Source organism: Streptomyces sp. CB01249 (assembly GCF_001905735.1).
Taxonomy (GTDB): domain Bacteria; phylum Actinomycetota; class Actinomycetes; order Streptomycetales; family Streptomycetaceae; genus Streptomyces.
Genome location: NZ_LISW01000002.1, coordinates 1,477,328 through 1,495,055 on the forward strand (window position 1 = coordinate 1,477,328; position 17,728 = coordinate 1,495,055).

16 protein-coding genes are annotated in these 17,728 nt (G+C 71.9%); 13 read left to right on the top strand and 3 right to left on the bottom strand.

Going from position 1 to position 17,728, the window contains the following annotated elements:
- Positions 1 to 4: 4 nt before the first annotated feature.
- The gene (locus tag AMK18_RS15150) at positions 5 to 1,429 is read left to right on the top strand and encodes a sugar porter family MFS transporter (RefSeq protein ID WP_018102401.1); all 1,425 of its coding nucleotides are present in this window, start codon (positions 5 to 7) and stop codon (positions 1,427 to 1,429) included.
- Here the strand turns inward: AMK18_RS15150 and AMK18_RS15155 are convergent.
- Positions 1,426 to 2,805, bottom strand: a complete 1,380-nt coding sequence (locus AMK18_RS15155; RefSeq protein ID WP_073863145.1) for a purine-cytosine permease family protein — start codon at positions 2,803 to 2,805, stop codon at positions 1,426 to 1,428. The genes AMK18_RS15150 and AMK18_RS15155 overlap by 4 nt on opposite strands.
- 124 nt (positions 2,806 to 2,929) lie before the next feature.
- On the opposite strand from AMK18_RS15155, the gene ftsY reads away from it, so the two are divergent.
- The gene (gene ftsY / locus AMK18_RS15160) at positions 2,930 to 4,120 is read left to right on the top strand and encodes a signal recognition particle-docking protein FtsY (RefSeq protein ID WP_018102399.1); all 1,191 of its coding nucleotides are present in this window, start codon (positions 2,930 to 2,932) and stop codon (positions 4,118 to 4,120) included.
- Positions 4,121 to 4,192: 72 nt separating this feature from the next.
- On the opposite strand, the gene AMK18_RS15165 is transcribed toward ftsY, so the two are convergent.
- Positions 4,193 to 4,855 carry a bifunctional DNA primase/polymerase gene (locus AMK18_RS15165; protein WP_073863146.1) on the bottom strand — a complete coding sequence of 221 codons (663 nt, stop codon included), beginning with the start codon at positions 4,853 to 4,855 and terminating at the stop codon, positions 4,193 to 4,195.
- A 361-nt stretch (positions 4,856 to 5,216) separates the two neighbouring features.
- On the opposite strand from AMK18_RS15165, the gene nsdA reads away from it, so the two are divergent.
- The 5 genes from nsdA to ffh all read left to right on the top strand — a co-directional run bounded on the left by nsdA (position 5,217) and on the right by ffh (position 12,903).
- A complete protein-coding gene (gene nsdA, locus AMK18_RS15170; protein WP_026171426.1) occupies positions 5,217 to 6,689 on the top strand; it encodes a transcriptional repressor NsdA in 1,473 nt (490 codons plus the stop codon).
- A gap of 377 nt (positions 6,690 to 7,066) precedes the next feature.
- The gene (locus tag AMK18_RS15175; RefSeq protein WP_073863147.1) at positions 7,067 to 8,416 is read left to right on the top strand and encodes an ammonium transporter; all 1,350 of its coding nucleotides are present in this window, start codon (positions 7,067 to 7,069) and stop codon (positions 8,414 to 8,416) included.
- On the top strand, positions 8,413 to 8,751 hold the full coding sequence (locus tag AMK18_RS15180) for a P-II family nitrogen regulator (RefSeq protein ID WP_018102395.1): 339 nt from the start codon (positions 8,413 to 8,415) through the stop codon (positions 8,749 to 8,751). Before AMK18_RS15175 ends, AMK18_RS15180 begins: the two co-directional genes overlap by 4 nt.
- 52 nt (positions 8,752 to 8,803) lie before the next feature.
- Positions 8,804 to 11,257, top strand: a complete 2,454-nt coding sequence (locus AMK18_RS15185; RefSeq protein ID WP_073863148.1) for a [protein-PII] uridylyltransferase — start codon at positions 8,804 to 8,806, stop codon at positions 11,255 to 11,257.
- A 98-nt stretch (positions 11,258 to 11,355) separates the two neighbouring features.
- A complete protein-coding gene (gene ffh, locus AMK18_RS15190; RefSeq protein WP_018102393.1) occupies positions 11,356 to 12,903 on the top strand; it encodes a signal recognition particle protein in 1,548 nt (515 codons plus the stop codon).
- A 64-nt stretch (positions 12,904 to 12,967) separates the two neighbouring features.
- On the opposite strand, the gene AMK18_RS15195 is transcribed toward ffh, so the two are convergent.
- Positions 12,968 to 13,813, bottom strand: a complete 846-nt coding sequence (locus tag AMK18_RS15195) for a class I SAM-dependent methyltransferase (RefSeq protein ID WP_073863149.1) — start codon at positions 13,811 to 13,813, stop codon at positions 12,968 to 12,970.
- Positions 13,814 to 14,328: 515 nt separating this feature from the next.
- Between AMK18_RS15195 and AMK18_RS15200 the strand changes: the two genes are divergently transcribed.
- From AMK18_RS15200 to rplS, 6 genes are all read left to right on the top strand, one after another.
- Positions 14,329 to 14,922 (top strand): hypothetical protein, encoded by a 594-nt coding sequence (locus tag AMK18_RS15200; RefSeq protein WP_018521397.1) that lies wholly within the window; start codon positions 14,329 to 14,331, stop codon positions 14,920 to 14,922.
- A 157-nt stretch (positions 14,923 to 15,079) separates the two neighbouring features.
- Positions 15,080 to 15,514, top strand: a complete 435-nt coding sequence (gene rpsP, locus AMK18_RS15205; RefSeq protein WP_018102390.1) for a 30S ribosomal protein S16 — start codon at positions 15,080 to 15,082, stop codon at positions 15,512 to 15,514.
- A 2-nt stretch (positions 15,515 to 15,516) separates the two neighbouring features.
- Positions 15,517 to 15,756, top strand: a complete 240-nt coding sequence (locus AMK18_RS15210; RefSeq protein ID WP_005311361.1) for an RNA-binding protein — start codon at positions 15,517 to 15,519, stop codon at positions 15,754 to 15,756.
- A gap of 80 nt (positions 15,757 to 15,836) precedes the next feature.
- Positions 15,837 to 16,421 carry a ribosome maturation factor RimM gene (gene rimM, locus AMK18_RS15215; protein ID WP_018102389.1) on the top strand — a complete coding sequence of 195 codons (585 nt, stop codon included), beginning with the start codon at positions 15,837 to 15,839 and terminating at the stop codon, positions 16,419 to 16,421.
- Entirely contained in the window at positions 16,421 to 17,242 is an 822-nt protein-coding gene (trmD, locus tag AMK18_RS15220) for a tRNA (guanosine(37)-N1)-methyltransferase TrmD (RefSeq protein ID WP_073863150.1), read from the top strand. Before rimM ends, trmD begins: the two co-directional genes overlap by 1 nt.
- A 129-nt stretch (positions 17,243 to 17,371) precedes the next feature.
- Positions 17,372 to 17,722 (top strand): 50S ribosomal protein L19, encoded by a 351-nt coding sequence (gene rplS / locus AMK18_RS15225; RefSeq protein WP_018102387.1) that lies wholly within the window; start codon positions 17,372 to 17,374, stop codon positions 17,720 to 17,722.
- Positions 17,723 to 17,728 lie beyond the last annotated feature (6 nt).

Below are 17,728 nucleotides of genomic sequence, written 5' to 3' on the forward strand. Positions count from 1 at the left end.
TTACGTGACCAGTACGTCGCCAGGATCCGGACCGGAGTCCGGGGCCCGTTCGGCCCACCCGGACCATCTCGGCCATGTCATCTTCATCACCGCCGCGGCCGCGATGGGCGGCTTCCTCTTCGGCTACGACAGTTCCGTGATCAACGGCGCCGTCGAGGCGATCCGCCACCGCTACGACATCGGCTCCGGCACCCTCGCCCAGGTCATCGCCATCGCGCTCATCGGCTGCGCGATCGGCGCCGCCACGGCCGGCCGGATCGCCGACCGCATCGGGCGCATCCGCTGCATGCAGATCGCCGCCGTCCTGTTCACCATCAGCGCCGTGGGCTCCGCGCTCCCGTTCGCGCTCTGGGACCTGGCGATGTGGCGCATCATCGGCGGCTTCGCGATCGGCATGGCCTCGGTGATCGGCCCCGCCTACATCGCCGAGGTCTCGCCGCCCGCCTACCGGGGCCGCCTCGGCTCCTTCCAGCAGGCCGCGATCGTCATCGGCATCGCCATCTCCCAGCTCGTCAACTACGGCATCCTGCAGATCGCCGACGGCGACCAGCGCGGCAAGATCGGCGGCCTGGAAGCCTGGCAGTGGATGCTCGGCGTGATGGTCGTGCCCGCGATCCTCTACGGGCTCCTCTCGTTCGCGATCCCCGAGTCGCCGCGCTTCCTGCTCTCCATCGGCAAGCGGGAGCGGGCCCGGAAGATCCTCGAAGAGGTCGAGGGCAAGAACGTCGACCTGGACGCGCGCGTCCAGGAGATCGAGACCGCGATGCGCCGCGAGCACAAGTCCACCTTCAAGGACCTGCTCGGCAGCCGCTTCGGCTTCCTGCCGATCGTCTGGGTCGGCATCGGCCTCTCGGTGTTCCAGCAGCTCGTCGGCATCAACGTGGCGTTCTACTACTCCGCGACGCTGTGGCAGTCCGTCGGCATCGACCCGACCGACTCCTTCTTCTGGTCGTTCACCACGTCGATCGTCAACATCATCGGTACCGTCATCGCGATGGTCCTGGTGGACCGGGTCGGACGCCGCCCGCTCGCCCTCGTCGGCTCCTGCGGCATGGCCGTCGCCCTCGCCTTCGAGGCCTGGGCCTTCTCCGCCGACCTGGTCGACGGCAAGCTCCCGACCGCCCAGGGCGCGGTGGCCCTCACCGCCGCCCACATCTTCGTGCTCTTCTTCGCCCTGTCGTGGGGTGTCGTGGTCTGGGTCTTCCTCGGCGAGATGTTCCCCAACCGCATCCGCGCCGCCGCGCTCGGCGTCGCCGCGTCCGCGCAGTGGATCGCCAACTGGGCGATCACCGCCAGCTTCCCGAGCCTCGCGGACTGGAACCTCTCGGGCACGTACATCATCTACGCCTGCTTCGCCACGCTCTCGATCCCCTTCGTCCTCAAGTTCGTGAAGGAGACCAAGGGCAAGGCGCTGGAGGAGATGGGCTAAGACGTCTCGTCAGGGCGGCCCGGGCGCGGGAGCACCGCGTACAGGCCGCCCGAGACGAGGGCCGTGGCCGCCCAGCCCAGGCCGCTGCGGCCCGGCCAGGTGCCGGCGAGCGGACCGGTGAACCACTCCACGCCGGTGAACAGCAGCCCCACCACGAGCCCCGCGCCCCACGCCGCGACCGCGGGCCACGCCACGCCGCCCGTGTACCAGTACGCACCGCCCCGGCCGGTGTCCATCAGCGCCACCGGGTCGTAGCTCCGGCCGCGCAGCATGTCCGTGGCGAAGACCCCGATCCACGCCGAGAACGTCACCGCGAGCAGCCGCAGGAACGATACGAAGGCGTCGATGAAGCTGCTCGCCACCATCATCAGGAGCGCGCCCAGGAACAGGCTGATCGCCGCGTTCACCCCGACGGCCCAGGCGCGCGGCACGGTGAAGCCGAGGGTCTGCGCGGTGAACCCGGCCGAGTACATCGACAGCGCGTTGATCAGCACCATGCCCGTGACCGCGACGATCAGATACGGGACGGAGAGCCAGGTCGGCAGCATGACCCCGATGAAGGAGACCGGGTCCCGGGTCAGCGCCAGCTGCGGCGTCCGCACCGCCATCACCGCCCCCATCACCACCAGCGGCACCAGCACCACCAGCGCCCCGCCCACCGTCGCCGCGACCATCGCCCCGCCCTTCGAGGCGCGCGGCAGATAGCGGGCGAAGTCCGGACCGGACGGCGCCCAGCTGATCCCCCCGGCCGTCAGCGTGCCGATGCCCGCGATCACCGCCGACACCGCGCCGGGCGGCCGGTCGAGCACCGCGCGCCACGGCACGGTCGCGGCCAGATGCGCCAGCACCAGGACGCTGAAGGCGCCGAAGAGGTACGCGGACCAGGTGCAGCACACCCGTAGCGCCCGCAGCCCCAGCCCCGACAGCAGAAAGCTGCCTGCCACGAACGCGAGCAGCGTCGTCATGATCAGCGCGGTCGTGCTCCGGACCCCGAACAGCAGCTGGCCCACGGTCAGCAGGGCGTACGCGCCGGTGACCGCGTTCATCGTCTCCCAGCCCCACCGCGCCACCCAGATCAGCGCGCCCGGCGCCAGATTGCCCCGTACGCCGAAGACCGCCCGCGACAGCGCCATGCCGGGGGCGCCGCCCCGCTTCCCGGCCAGCGAGACGAAGCCGACCAGACCGAACGAGATCAGGGGCGCCACCGCGGCCGCCACCAGGACCTGCCAGAGGCTCAGTCCGTTCAGCACGACGAGCCCCGCGCCCACGGTGACGAGCAGCGCGGTCATGTTCGCCGTGGCCCAGGTGGGGAAGAGGGCACGGACCCGGCCGGTGCGCTCCTCGTCGGGCACGGGGTCCAGGCCACGGGTCTCCACGGCCGAAATCGTACCTTTCCGACATACCGGGCTTGGTGATCGCAAGGGCACACCGGCCCGCGATCCCGCACCGAAACCGTCCCTCCCTCGATTGCCGGCCCGGGTGACCGATACTGGGAGGGTTATGGAATTCGTCATCCTTGCTGTAGTCATCGCCCTGGTCGCGGTCGGCGTGGTCAGCGGGCTCGTGGTCAGCAGCCGCAAGAAGAAGCAGCTGCCCCCGGCACCGTCGAGCACGCCGACCCTCACACCTCCCGCTGAGCCCCGTGTCGGCGAGGAGGCCGAAGAGCCGCGCGAGGAATCGCGCCGCACCATCGAGGACGTCGCGGCCCCGCCCGCCGAGGCCGAGCCGGAGACGGTGGAGCCGGAAGCCCCCGCGCTCGACGTCCCCGAGCCCACCGCCGGCCGGCTCGTCCGGCTGCGCGCCCGCCTCGCCCGCTCGCAGAACACCCTGGGCAAGGGGCTCCTCGCCCTGCTGTCCCGGGACAATCTGGACGAGGACACCTGGGAGGAGATCGAGGACACCCTCCTCACCGCCGACGTCGGCGTCGCCCCCACCCAGGAGCTGGTCGAGCGCCTGCGCGAGCGCGTCCGGGTGCTCGGCACCCGCACCCCCGAGGAGCTGCGCGCCCTGCTCCGCGAGGAGCTGCTCACCCTGCTCGGCACCGACTTCGACCGCGCCGTGAAGACGGAGGGCGGTCTGGAGACCCCCGGCGTCGTGATGGTCGTCGGGGTCAACGGCACCGGCAAGACCACCACCACCGGCAAGCTGGCCCGGGTGCTCGTCGCCGACGGCCGCAGTGTGGTGCTCGGCGCGGCCGACACCTTCCGCGCCGCCGCCGCCGACCAGCTCCAGACCTGGGGCGAGCGCGTCGGCGCCCGCACCGTGCGCGGTCCGGAGGGCGGCGACCCGGCGTCCATCGCCTACGACGCGGTCAAGGAGGGCATCGCCGAGGGCGCCGACGTGGTGCTCATCGACACCGCGGGACGGCTGCACACCAAGACCGGGCTCATGGACGAGCTGGGCAAGGTCAAGCGCGTCGTGGAGAAGCACGGCCCGCTGGACGAGGTGCTGCTCGTCCTGGACGCCACCACCGGGCAGAACGGCCTGGTGCAGGCGCGGGTCTTCGCCGAGGTGGTCGACATCACCGGCATCGTCCTGACCAAGCTGGACGGCACCGCCAAGGGTGGCATCGTCGTCGCCGTCCAGCGCGAGCTGGGCGTCCCGGTCAAGCTCGTCGGACTCGGCGAGGGCCCGGACGACCTGGCCCCGTTCGAGCCGGAGGCGTTCGTGGACGCGCTGATCGGGGACTGACCCCCACTCGACAGCTCCGAGGCCCGGCCGTTTCGTACGGCCGGGCCTCCTGCTGTGCGGGACGTACGCGGCTCAGCCGCAGGGCGCCGCCCACCGGTGACAGAGGTACGCCAGCGTCCCCAGCAGCAGCCGGGCCTCCGGCGGCGTCGCGCTGTCCGGCCCGGGCGCCCGCAGCCAGCGGACCGGACCGAGCCCGCCCCGGTCCGAGGGCGGCGCGGTGATGTGGCAGCCCGGACCGAGCGCCCGCAGATCGAGCCCCGCGTCGTCCCAGCCCATCCGGTACAGCAGCCGGGGCAGCCCGGCGGCGGCGCCCGGCGCCACGAAGAACTGCGCCCGGCCCTGCGGAGTGACCGAGACCGGGCCCAGCGGCAGGCCCATCCGCTCCATCCGCACCAGGGCCCGGCGCCCGGCCCCCTCCGCCACGTCGAGCACGTCGAAGCTCCGGCCCACGGGGAGCATCATCGAGGCGCCGGGCACCTCGGCCCAGGCGCGCGCCGCCGCGTCGAGCGTCGCCCCGGCGGGCACCTCACGGGCGAACTCCAGCGGATGCGCTCCCGGGGCGGCGCAGCCGGGGTCCCCGCAGGAGCAGACACCGTCCGCCGCGCGGGCCCCGGGCACCACGGCCCAGCCCCACAGGCCGGTGTACTCGGCCACCTCCGTACCGCCGGTGGCGGCGGCACGGGCGCGACGCCGTGCGCCGGTGCGCATCTCGCGGATTCCGATCGTGAAGCCCATGCCCCCTCCAACGGGTCCGGTTCGCCGGTGGTTACGAAGAGGAGCGTGCAACCGCCCGCGCGCCCCCGGGCGCTTCCTCGCGCCCGTGCGAATCGTCCTGTCAAGTGAATCGCGGCCCATGGGGGTGGCGTTCAATCGAAGGGGTGGCGAATGGTGGCGATTACGCAAAGGGCCTCGCCGGGCCCGTGATCGTAGGATTACCGTCGGTACACGAACCATGGAAGTATGTGCGCCCATGGGTATGCCGCAGGCAACCCGGTTTTCTGTTCGATCGGGCCCAACGCCCGTACGGACGACATGAGTTCGGGGCATTCTGGTAGTGCTTCGCGCGACACGTATTCGGCGGGATGGGGGCTTATCCGTGAGTGGCAGCGGCGCAGGCGAGACGAATGCCGGCAAGCGCCCGAACGGGCAACTGGGGTCATGGTTCGTCCGCAGCGGCTGGTCGAAGGGCGAGCTGGCGCGGCAGGTGAACCGCCGGGCGCGCCAGATGGGCGCCCACCACATCAGCACCGACACCTCCCGGGTGCGGCGCTGGCTGGACGGCGAGCAGCCGCGCGAGCCGATCCCGCGCATCCTGTCCGAGCTGTTCTCGGAGCGCTTCGGCAGCGTCGTCGCCGTCGAGGACCTGGGGCTGCGCACCCCGCACCAGGCACCCTCCGTGGCCGGTGTGGACCTGCCGTGGGCGGGCCCGCAGACCGTGGCCCTGCTCAGCGAGTTCTCGCGGAGCGACCTGATGCTCGCCCGCCGGGGCTTCCTCGGCAGCTCCCTCGCCCTCGCCGCCGGTCCCGCGCTCATCGAGCCCATGCAGCGCTGGCTGGTGCCGGTCGCGGCCGTCCCCGCCGCCGAACCGGAAGCCGCCGCCGCCCGCCGCCCCTCCAGGCTCTCCGGCCCCGAGCTCGACCTGCTGGAGTCGACCACCGCGATGTTCCGCCAGTGGGACGCGCAGTGCGGCGGCGGACTGCGCCGCAAGGCCGTCGTCGGCCAGCTCCACGAGGTCACCGACCTGCTCCAGGAGCCCCAGCCCGCCGCCACCTCCAAGCGCCTGTTCCGCTGCGCCGCCGAACTGGCCGAGCTGGCGGGCTGGATGAGCTACGACGTCGGCCTCCAGCCCACCGCCCAGAAGTACTTCGTGCTCGCGCTGCACGCCGCCAAGGAGGCAGGTGACAAGCCGCTCGGCTCGTACGTCCTGTCCAGCATGAGCCGCCAGATGATCCACCTCGGCCGCCCGGACGACGCCCTGGAGCTGATCCACCTCGCCCAGTACGGCAGCCGCGACTGCGCGACCCCGCGCACCCAGGCCATGCTGTACGCGATGGAGGCCCGCGCCTACGCGAACATGGGCCAGCCCAGCAAGTGCAAGCGGGCGGTCCGCATGGCCGAGGACACCTTCCTGGACGCCGGGGTCGACGGCGAGCCCGAGCCCGACTGGATCCGCTTCTTCTCCGAGGCCGAGCTGAACGGCGAGAACTCGCACTCGTACCGGGACCTCGCCTACGTGGCCGGCCGCAGCCCCACGTACGCCTCGCTCGCCGAGCCCGTCATGCAGCGGGCCGTCCAGCTCTTCGGCGAGGACGACGAGCACCAGCGCTCCTACGCGCTCAATCTGATCGGCCTCGCCACCGTGCACCTCCTCAAGGGCGAGCCCGAGGCGTCCACCGTGCCCGCCGGGCAGGCGCTGCGCGTGGCCAAAAAGGTGCGCTCCGAGCGGGTCAACACCCGGCTCCGCAAGACCGTCGACACCGCCGCCAGGGACTTCGGGGACGTGCCCGAGGTCGCCGAGCTCACCGAACTCCTCATCGAACAGCTGCCCGAGACCGTGGAAACCGTCTAGCGACGGCCCTCGGGCCCCCAGACCCCGGCCACGACGATCACCCAGCACAGACCGACTTCGGCTCCCCCCATTGCCAGGTCAACGGGTGATCGCCGTGGCCGGTTCGTGTGGTCGTTCCCTCGCCGGAGCGTCGTAACCGCACCGTATGCGGCCCGGGCCGCAGAGTGGGCGCGAGCGTGGGTACGGCATGCGCGGTTCATGGGGACGTAACACGTCGCTTTCCTTCGTCACTGCCGCGAAACATCGCGGCGCACCGGCCGAAACGGCGCTGGGCGAACCTCGTGGCTCATAACCGGCCCGCACTTTTCCCCAGTGGTTCCGCAGTGGTTGTGCCCCCACCGCCCGCACGCGGCCGCACCGACGACGAGGAGACGCCGATGCCCCCAGGCATCACGACGCTTGCCGCAGACACCCCGACGCTGTCTGCCGCCAACACCGGCTTCATGCTCATCTGCTCGGCCCTGGTGATGCTCATGACCCCGGCCCTCGCCTTCTTCTACGGAGGCATGGTCCGCGTCAAGAGCACCCTCAACATGCTGATGATGAGCTTCATCAGCCTCGGGATCGTCACGATCCTCTGGGTGCTGTACGGCTTCAGCCTCGCCTTCGGGGCCGACGCCGGATCGGTCATCGGCTGGAGCGAGGACTTCGTCGGCCTCAGCGGGATCGGCGTCACGGAACTCTGGGACGGCTACACCATCCCGGTCTACGTCTTCGCCGTGTTCCAGCTGATGTTCGCCATCCTGACGCCCGCCCTGATAAGCGGTGCCCTCGCCGACCGGGTCAAGTTCACCTCCTGGGCCCTCTTCATCACGCTGTGGGTCACCATCGTCTACTTCCCGGTCGCGCACTGGGTGTGGGGCGCGGGCGGCTGGCTGTACGACCTCGGCGTCATCGACTTCGCCGGCGGTACCGCCGTCCACATCAACGCGGGTGCGGCCGCCCTCGGCGTGATCCTGGTGATCGGCAAGCGCGTCGGCTTCAAGAAGGACCCGATGCGGCCGCACAGCCTGCCGCTCGTCATGCTCGGTGCCGGTCTCCTCTGGTTCGGCTGGTTCGGCTTCAACGCCGGCTCCTGGCTCGGCAACGACGACGGCGTGGGCGCGGTCATGTTCGTCAACACCCAGGTCGCCACCGGCGCCGCGATGCTCGCCTGGCTCGCCTACGAGAAGATCCGCCACGGCGCCTTCACCACCCTCGGTGCCGCCTCCGGCGCGGTCGCCGGACTCGTCGCCATCACCCCGGCCGGCGGCGCGGTCAGCCCGCTCGGCGCCATCGCGGTCGGCGCCATCGCCGGTGTGCTGTGCGCCATGGCCGTGGGCCTCAAGTACAAGTTCGGCTACGACGACTCCCTCGACGTCGTCGGCGTCCACCTCGTCGGCGGCATCATCGGCTCCCTGCTCATCGGCTTCTTCGCCACCGGCGGCGTCCAGTCCGACGCCAAGGGCCTCTTCTACGGCGGCGGGCTCGACCAGCTCGGCAAGCAGGCCGTCGGCGTCTTCGCGGTCCTCGCGTACTCTCTCGTCGTCTCCGCGGTCCTCGCCTTCCTGGTCGACAAGATCCTCGGGATGCGCGTGGCCGAGGACGACGAGATCTCCGGCATCGACCAGGTCGAACACGCCGAGACCGCGTACGACTTCAGCGGCGCCGGCGGCGGCGCGGCCTCCCGTACCGCCGCCCCCGCCCCCGGCCCGGCCGCCCCGACGAACAAGAAGGTGGACGCATGAAGCTCATCACCGCAGTCGTGAAGCCCCACCGTCTGGACGAGATCAAGGAAGCCCTCCAGGCGTTCGGCGTCCAGGGCCTCACCGTCACCGAGGCCAGCGGCTACGGTCGTCAGCGCGGCCACACCGAGGTCTACCGGGGCGCCGAGTACACCGTCGACCTCGTCCCCAAGATCCGCATCGAGGTGCTGGTCGAGGACGAGGACGCCGAACAGCTCCTCGACGTCGTCGTCAAGGCCGCCCGCACCGGCAAGATCGGTGACGGCAAGGTCTGGACCGTCCCCGTCGAGACGGCCGTCAGGGTCCGTACGGGCGAACGCGGCCCGGACGCCCTCTGACCGGCCCCCGCCGACTGTTTCGCACGGTTCCGCACACGGAAAGGGCAGCTGGGTGACGAGCATCGAAGCGACCACCGAATCCGAGGACTCGCGCCCCAGCGGCTACGCGGCGGCCCGGCTGAGCCTTCTCCAGGAGAAGGAGCGGCCCGGGCCGCCGCGCCGTGCGGCCCTCGCCGCCCTCACCGACGACTGGCTCACCGCCCTGTTCACCGGCGCCGCCCAGCACGCCGGGGTCCGGGGCGCCGCCCTCGTCGCCGTCGGCGGCTACGGCCGCGGCGAACTCTCCCCGCGCAGCGACCTCGACCTCCTCCTGCTGCACGACGGCACCGCCGACGCCGCGGCAGTCGCCGCCCTCGCGGACCGGATCTGGTACCCCGTCTGGGACCTGGGCCTCTCCCTCGACCACTCCGTCCGCACCCCCGCCGAGGCCCGCAAGACCGCCGGCGAGGACCTCAAGGTCCAGCTCGGACTGCTCGACGCCCGCCCCGTCGCCGGCGACCTCGGCCTCGTCGCCGCCCTGCGCACCGCGATCCTCGCCGACTGGCGCAACCAGGCGCCCAAACGCCTCCCCGACCTCCACGAGCTCTGCCGCGAACGCGCCGAACGCCACGGCGAACTGCGGTTCCTCCTCGAACCCGACCTCAAGGAGGCCCGGGGCGGCCTGCGCGACGTCACCGCCCTGCGCGCCGTCGCCGCATCCTGGGTCGCCGACGCCCCCCGCGAAGGACTCGCCGAGGCCCGCCGCACCCTCCTCGACGCCCGCGACGCCCTCCACCTCACCACCGGCCGCGCCACCGACCGGCTCGCCCTCCAGGAACAGGACCAGGTCGCCCAGGCCCTCGGCCTCCTCGACGCCGACGCCCTGCTCCGCCAGGTCTACGAAGCCGCCCGCACCGTCTCGTACGCCACCGACGTCACCTGGCGCGAGGTCAACCGGGTCCTGCGCGCCCGCTCCGCCCGGCCCCGGCTGCGCGCCCTGCTCGGCGGCGGCCGGACCCCCACTCCCGACCGGACCCCGCTCGCCGACGGAGTCGTGGAGGCCGACGGCGAGGCCGTCCTCGCCCGCACCGCCCGGCCCGAACGCGACCCGGTGCTCGTCCTGCGCGCCGCCGCCGCGGCCGCCCAGTCCGGACTGCCGCTCTCCCGCCACGTCGTACGCCACCTCGCCGCCACCGCCCAGCCGCTCCCCGTGCCCTGGCCGGCCGAGGCCCGCGAGGAGCTGGTCACCCTGCTCGGCGCGGGGGAGGCCACCATTCCCGTCTGGGAGGCGCTGGAGGCCGAGGGGCTGATCACCCGCCTGCTGCCCGACTGGGAACGCGTCCACTGCCGCCCCCAGCGCAACCCCGTCCACACCTGGACCGTCGACCGCCACCTCGTCGAGGCGGCCGTCCGCGCCGCCTCGCTCACCCGTCGCGTCGGCCGCCCCGACCTCCTCCTCGTCGCCGCTCTGCTGCACGACATCGGCAAGGGCTGGCCCGGCGACCACTCCGTCGCCGGGGAGGTCATCGCCCGCGACATGGCCGCCCGCATCGGCTTCGACCAGCACGACGTGGGCGTCATCGCCACCCTCGTACGCCACCACCTGCTGCTCATCGAGACCGCCACCCGGCGCGACCTGGACGACCCGGCCACCGTCCGCGCCGTCGCCGACGCCGTCGGCAGCGCCGCGACCCTGGAGCTGCTGCACGCCCTCACCGAGGCCGACGCGCTCGCCACCGGGCCCGCCGCCTGGTCCGCCTGGCGCGCCTCCCTCGTCACCGAACTCGTCAAACGCGTCGCCCAGGTCCTGGCGGGGGAGGCTCCCGAGGAGCCCGAGCCGGCCGCCCCCAGCGCCGAGCAGGAACGCCTCGCGATCGAGGCGCTGCGCACCGGCACCCCCGTCCTCGCCCTGCACACCCGGCCCGAGACCCCGCACGAGGAGGACGGCCCGGAACCGGTCGGCGTCGAACTCCTCATCGCGCTGCGCGACCGGCCCGGCGTGCTGCCCGCCGCCGCGGGCGTCCTCGCCCTGCACCGCCTCACCGTCCGCGCCGCCGACCTGCGCGCCGTGGAGCTGCCCACGGAGCTGGGGGACTCCGCGGACCTGCTGCTGCTCAGCTGGCGCGTGGCCGCCGAATACGGCTCGCTGCCCCGGGCGGACCGGCTCCGCGCCGACCTCGTACGCGCCCTGGACGGCACCCTGGACATCCCCGCCCGCCTCGCCGAGCGGGAGGCGGCCTACCCCCGGCGGCGCGGTGTGAAGGCGCCGCCGCCCCGGGTGACGGTGGCCCCGGCGGGCTCCCGGCTCGCCACGGTGATCGAGGTCCGCGCACAGGACGCCCCCGGGCTGCTGCACCGCATCGGGCAGGCCCTGGAGCGGAGCGAGGTACGGGTGCGGAGCGCGCATGTGTCCACGCTGGGGGCCAATGCCGTCGACGCCTTCTACGTCACGGACACCGACGGGGAGCCGCTGCCCGCGGCGCGGGCAGCGGAGCTGGCCCAGGAGGTCGAGAAGGCGCTCGGCTGAGTCCGGAACCGGGCGAGGTCTTGGCGTTCTCCGGCGTCCGGATACCCTGGGAACCTACTGACCCGACCCGCCCCCGACCCTGAGGACCGACGAGCGCCGTGTTCGATACTCTCTCCGACCGCCTTGCCGCGACTTTCAAGAACCTCCGGGGCAAGGGCCGCTTGTCCGAGGCGGACATCGATGCCACGGCTCGCGAGATCCGTATCGCCCTGCTCGAAGCGGACGTGGCGCTGCCCGTCGTCCGGTCCTTCATCGCCAACGTCAAGGAGCGGGCGCGCGGCGTAGAGGTCTCCCAGGCCCTCAACCCGGCCCAGCAGGTCGTCAAGATCGTCAACGAGGAGCTCATCTCCATCCTCGGCGGCGAGACCCGGCGGCTGCGGTTCGCCAAGAACCCGCCCACCGTGATCATGCTCGCCGGTCTCCAGGGTGCCGGTAAGACGACCCTCGCCGGAAAGCTCGGCCTCTGGCTCAAGGGCCAGGGCCACTCCCCGCTGCTCGTCGCCTGTGACCTCCAGCGCCCCAACGCCGTCAACCAGCTGAGCGTCGTCGCCGACCGCGCCGGTGTCGCGGTGTACGCCCCCGAGCCGGGCAACGGCGTCGGCGACCCGGTCCAGGTCGCCAAGGACTCCATCGAGTACGCCCGGTCCAAGCAGTACGACGTCGTGATCGTGGACACCGCCGGCCGCCTCGGCATCGACCAGGAGCTGATGCAGCAGGCCGCGGACATCCGCGACGCCGTCAGCCCGGACGAGATCCTGTTCGTGGTCGACGCGATGATCGGTCAGGACGCGGTCAACACCGCCGAGGCGTTCCGCGACGGCGTCGGCTTCGACGGCGTGGTGCTCTCCAAGCTCGACGGTGACGCCCGCGGTGGTGCCGCCCTGTCGATCGCCCACGTCACGGGCAAGCAGATCATGTTCGCCTCGAACGGCGAGAAGCTGGACGAGTTCGACGCGTTCCACCCGGACCGCATGGCGTCCCGGATCCTCGACATGGGTGACCTGCTCACCCTGATCGAGCAGGCGGAGAAGACCTTCAGCCAGGAAGAGGCCGCCAAAATGGCCTCCAAGCTGGCGTCCAGCAAGGGCAAGGACTTCACGTTCGACGACTTCCTGGCCCAGATGGAGCAGGTCAGGAAGATGGGCTCCATCTCCAAGCTGCTCGGCATGCTGCCCGGCATGGGGCAGATCAAGGACCAGATCAACAACATCGACGAGCGCGACATCGACCGCATGGCCGCGATCATCAAGTCGATGACCCCGAAGGAACGCGCCGAGCCGACGATCATCAACGGCTCGCGCCGGGCTCGTATCGCCAAGGGCTCCGGCTCCGACGTCTCCGCCGTCAAGGGACTGGTCGAGCGGTTCTTCGAGGCCCGCAAGATGATGTCCAAGATGGCCCAGGGCGGCGGCATGCCGGGGATGCCCGGGATGCCGGGCATGGGCGGCGGGCCCGGCCGGCAGAAGAAGCAGGTCAAGCAGGCCAAGGGCAAGCGCAAGAGCGGCAACCCGATGAAGCGCAAGGCCGAGGAGCAGGCCGCGGCCGCCCGCCGCGAGGCCGCGCAGAACGGCGTCCCCGGCCTCCCGGCCGGGCAGGACGCCCAGAACTTCGAGCTGCCCGACGAGTTCAAGAAGTTCATGGGCTGACGCTCGCGTCACGCCATGCCGGAGGGGCGCTCACCGAGTCGGTGGGCGCCCCTCCGGCGTACGTTCACGTCGTGCAGACCAGGTACCGGAACACGTTGGACATCCACACCGTGCCGTCCGGCCGCCGGTGCGGGTGCAGCGCTTCGGCGAGCTCCTTCTCCACCTGCCACCGGTCCGTCGCCCGGACCGCCGCCTCGAACAGCCGGGTCGACAGCAGGCCGCGTACCGCGCTGTCCATGTCCGCGTAACCGAACGGGCAGGCCACCCGGCCGGAGCCGTCCGGCCGCAGCCCGGCCCTGAAGGCCACGTCCTCCAGATCGTCGCGGCGCGGTCCGCGCCAGCCGCCGCCCGGTCCGCGCCCGTCGTCGGCGAGCCGCCCGGCCACCCGGAGCACCGACTCCGTGGCGCACCGCTCCGGCGGGCCCCAGCCGGTCAGGACGACCGTGGCGCGCCGGTCCGCCGACGGCACCGCGGTCTCCAGCGCGCGCACCAGCTCCTCGCCGTCGCCCGCCTCGCAGCCGATCGGGGTGAACGCGGTGATCAGGTGGTGCGGCCCGTCGTCCGCCGCCTCGGCGACGCTCTCCGTGAGCAGCGGGGCGGCGGCCGGTGTGCCGTGGTCCTCCGGCGCGGGCAGCAGCCGGGTCCTGGCGAGGGCGAGGCGGTCCGGGTCGGTGTCCACGCCGGTGACCGAGGCGCCCCGGCCCACGGCCATCAGCAGCGCCAGGCCGGAGCCGCAGCCGAGCGAGAGCATCCGCGTGGCGGGCCCCACCTCCAGCCGCGTGTACACCGCTTCGTACAGCGGTGCCAGCATCCGTTCCTGGATCTCCGCCCAGTCGCGGGCGCGGGTGGCGCCGTCCGCGAGGGCGGACGACTCCGTGTGCCGGTGGTGCCGAACGAGCGTTGGTGTCATGGAATGCGCCCCAATCCGCCGAGGTTGCCGGTTCTGCCGATCGGTCGTGCCCGAGTGGACGGCCGTGCCGTCCGGTGACGCGCGCTCCCCCGTATGCCAGAGAACTGCGCATCCGCCGCCGCGTCCAGAGGTCTGCGGGGCGTGGTTGTCCGCACTGCCGTCCGGCGCACGACGGCACCGGCGCACCCGGACGGCGGGGACGCCCCGGGGGGTCCGTCCCGCCCTCTGCCGGTCCAGTCTCACCCGACACGCCGGTGGGGGCACGTCGAGCACGTCAGGGCGGTGCGGGTACCCTCGCCCCTGCCGTCCGCCCCCGGAGGGGGCGCGTACCGCGGCTGCGCGCGCAGGCGTACGCGCCGCTACGTACCGGCTTGGTGCGAGCTGTGAGGCTTCTCCGCAGATCAGCGCACCCGCCCTGCGTCGTGACGCATGAAGGTCAACCGACTGGTACGTGCAAAATATTTGGGATGGCCCGGAATCGGAACACCGAGGGCCCCGCGCTCGTTGGTCACGACGTGAGCACGACACCACCTGTACTTGCCGCAGAGCTGGCGCAGGCGTGGGCCGACATTCAGCGGTACCACCCCGAGCTGCCCGATCTCGCCGCACCCGAGTCCCTGATCGGAGAGTCCTCGTCCGCCTGTGGCGCCGAGCTCTCCTTCGAGCGACTGCTCCACGAGGCAGTCCACGGCATCGCCGCCGCCAGAGGTGTCCGCGACACCTCGCGCGCCGGCCGCTATCACAACCGACGATTCCTGGCGATCGCCGAGGAGCTGGGCCTCGACCATGCCGAGGAGCCCCATCCCAGCAGCGGCTTCTCGCTGGTCACGCTCAACCCCGAGGCCAAGCGCCGCTACCGGCCGACGACGGAGCGGCTGCAGCGCGCCCTCAAGGCGCACACCGTGGCCACCGCCGCCGACACCAAGCGCTCCTTCCGCGGCCCGGCCGCCCGGCACGGCTCCTCCGGAGGGGGCGTGCGGGTCAAGGCCGTCTGCGACTGCGGGCGCAATGTGCGCGTGGTCCCCTCGGTCCTCGCCCAGGCGCCGATCGTCTGCGGCGGCTGCGGAAAGCCGTTCCGGATCCCGGAGACCGCGGTCGCGGTGGGGTGAGCCGATGGGGTGTGGCACAATGGCTAGCTGTACTCGACAGTCGCACAGGACCCCTCTCTCCTCCGGCTGACGCGTCCATCGGGCACCCGAGTACCGCAACCCCACGTGGCATCTTCGTTGTGCCCAACCACGTCATAGACCAGGAGACACCACTTCCGTGGCAGTCAAGATCAAGCTGAAGCGTCTGGGCAAGATCCGTTCGCCTCACTACCGCATCGTCGTCGCCGACTCCCGTACCCGCCGTGACGGCCGGGCCATCGAGGAGATCGGTCTGTACCACCCGGTGCAGAACCCGTCGCGCATCGAGGTCAACTCGGAGCGTGCGCAGTACTGGCTGTCCGTCGGCGCCCAGCCGACCGAGCCGGTTCTCGCGATCCTGAAGCTCACCGGCGACTGGCAGGCGCACAAGGGCCTCCCGGCCCCCGCGCCGCTGCTGCAGCCGGAGCCCAAGGCCGACAAGCGCGCCCTGTTCGAGGCCCTCTCCAGCGATGGTGAGGAGTCGAAGGGCGAGGCCATCACGCCGAAGGCGAAGAAGGCCGACAAGAAGGCGGACGAGGCTGCTGCCGCCTCCGCCGAGTCGACCGAGGCCTGAGCATGCTCGAGGAGGCTCTCGAGCACCTCGTGAAAGGCATCGTCGACAACCCCGATGATGTGCAGGTCGCCTCGCGCAACCTGCGCCGTGGCCGTGTGCTGGAGGTCCGGGTCCACCCCGACGACCTCGGCAAGGTGATCGGCCGCAACGGCCGCACCGCACGCGCGCTGCGTACCGTCGTGGGCGCCATCGGCGGCCGTGGCATCCGCGTCGACCTCGTCGACGTGGATCAGGTTCGCTGACAGAAGTTGAACACCGGCACGGGCCGGGGAGGGCCAAGCGCCCGCCCCGGCCCGTCGTCGTACGACAGGAGAGACACAAGGTGCAGTTGGTAGTCGCGCGGATCGGCCGCGCCCACGGCATCAAGGGCGAGGTCACCGTCGAGGTGCGCACGGACGAGCCGGAGCTGCGGCTCGCGCCCGGCGCCGTCCTGGCCACCGACCCCGCCACGACGGGCCCGCTGACGATCGAGACCGGCCGGGTGCACAGCGGCAGGCTCCTGCTGCGCTTCGAGGGCGTGAAGGACCGTACGGCCGCCGAGGCGCTGCGCAACACCCTGCTGATCGCCGATGTGGACCCGGCGGAGCTTCCGGAGGACCCCGAGGAGTTCTACGACCACCAGCTGATGGACCTGGACGTGGTCCTCGCCGACGGTACCGAGATCGGGCGGATCACCGAGATCACGCATCTGCCCTCGCAGGACCTCTTCATCGTCGAGCGGCCGGACGGCAGCGAGGTGATGATCCCGTTCGTGGAGGAGATCGTCACCGAGATCGATCTGGAGGAGCAGCGCGCGGTGATCACCCCGCCGCCCGGTCTGATCGACCCGAGCGAGGCGGTCGTGGCGTCCGCGCGCGAAGCGGAGGCCGAGGCCGAGGGCTCCGCGCCGAAGGCCGAGGACGCCTGATGCGGCTCGACGTCGTCACGATCTTCCCCGAGTACCTGGAACCGCTGAACGTCTCCCTGGTCGGCAAGGCCCGTACGTCCGGCCGCCTCGACGTCCATGTGCACGACCTGCGCGACTGGACGTACGACCGGCACAACACCGTGGACGACACCCCGTACGGCGGCGGCCCCGGCATGGTCATGAAGACCGAGCCGTGGGGCGAGGCGCTGGACGAGGCCCTCGCGGACGGTTACGAGGCCGGCGCGCACTCCCCGGTTCTCGTGGTGCCCACGCCGAGCGGACGGCCGTTCACGCAGGAGCTCGCCGTCGGGCTCTCCGCGTGCCCCTGGCTGGTCTTCACCCCGGCCCGCTACGAGGGCATCGACCGGCGCGTGACCGAGGAGTACGCCACCCGGCTGCGGGTGGTCGAGGTGTCCATCGGCGATTACGTGCTGGCGGGCGGGGAAGCCGCGGTGCTGGTGATCACCGAGGCGGTGGCCCGGCTGCTGCCCGGCGTCCTCGGCAACGCGGCCTCCCACCAGGACGACTCCTTCGCCCCCGGCGCGATGGCCAATCTGCTGGAGGGGCCCGTCTACACCAAGCCGCCCGAGTGGCGCGGCCGGTCCATCCCCGAGGTGCTGCTCAGCGGTCACCACGGGCGGATCGCGCGCTGGCGGCGGGACGAGGCGCTGCGCCGTACGGCCGCCCACCGGCCCGATCTGATCGAGCGCTGGGAGGCGTCCGCCTTCGACAAGAAGGACCGGGAGATGCTCTCCATCCTCGGCTGGTCGCCCGAGCCGGGTGGCCGATTTTGGCGCAGGCCCGAGGCCGTGGAAGAATAGGCCGCTGCCGTCCGTCCGGCGTGCGCCCCTGCCACAGGGGGACACGACGCCCGCTCCGACGAGACCGGCCCCTGACATTCATCACTCTCCCGTCGATGACCTGTGGCATCGGCGAAGAAAGCAGACAACATGGCTTCCCTGCTCGACGACGTCAATGCCGCGTCGCTGCGTACCGACGTCCCGGCGTTCCGCCCCGGTGACACCGTCAACGTTCACGTCCGCGTGATCGAGGGCAACCGCTCCCGTGTCCAGCAGTTCAAGGGCGTCGTCATCCGCCGCCAGGGCGCGGGCGTCAGCGAGACCTTCACGGTCCGCAAGGTCTCCTTCAGTGTCGGCGTCGAGCGCACCTTCCCGGTGCACAGCCCGATCTTCGAGAAGATCGAGCTCGTGACCCGCGGTGACGTCCGTCGCGCCAAGCTGTACTTCCTCCGTGAGCTGCGCGGCAAGGCCGCGAAGATCAAGGAGAAGCGCGACCGCTGAGCTGAC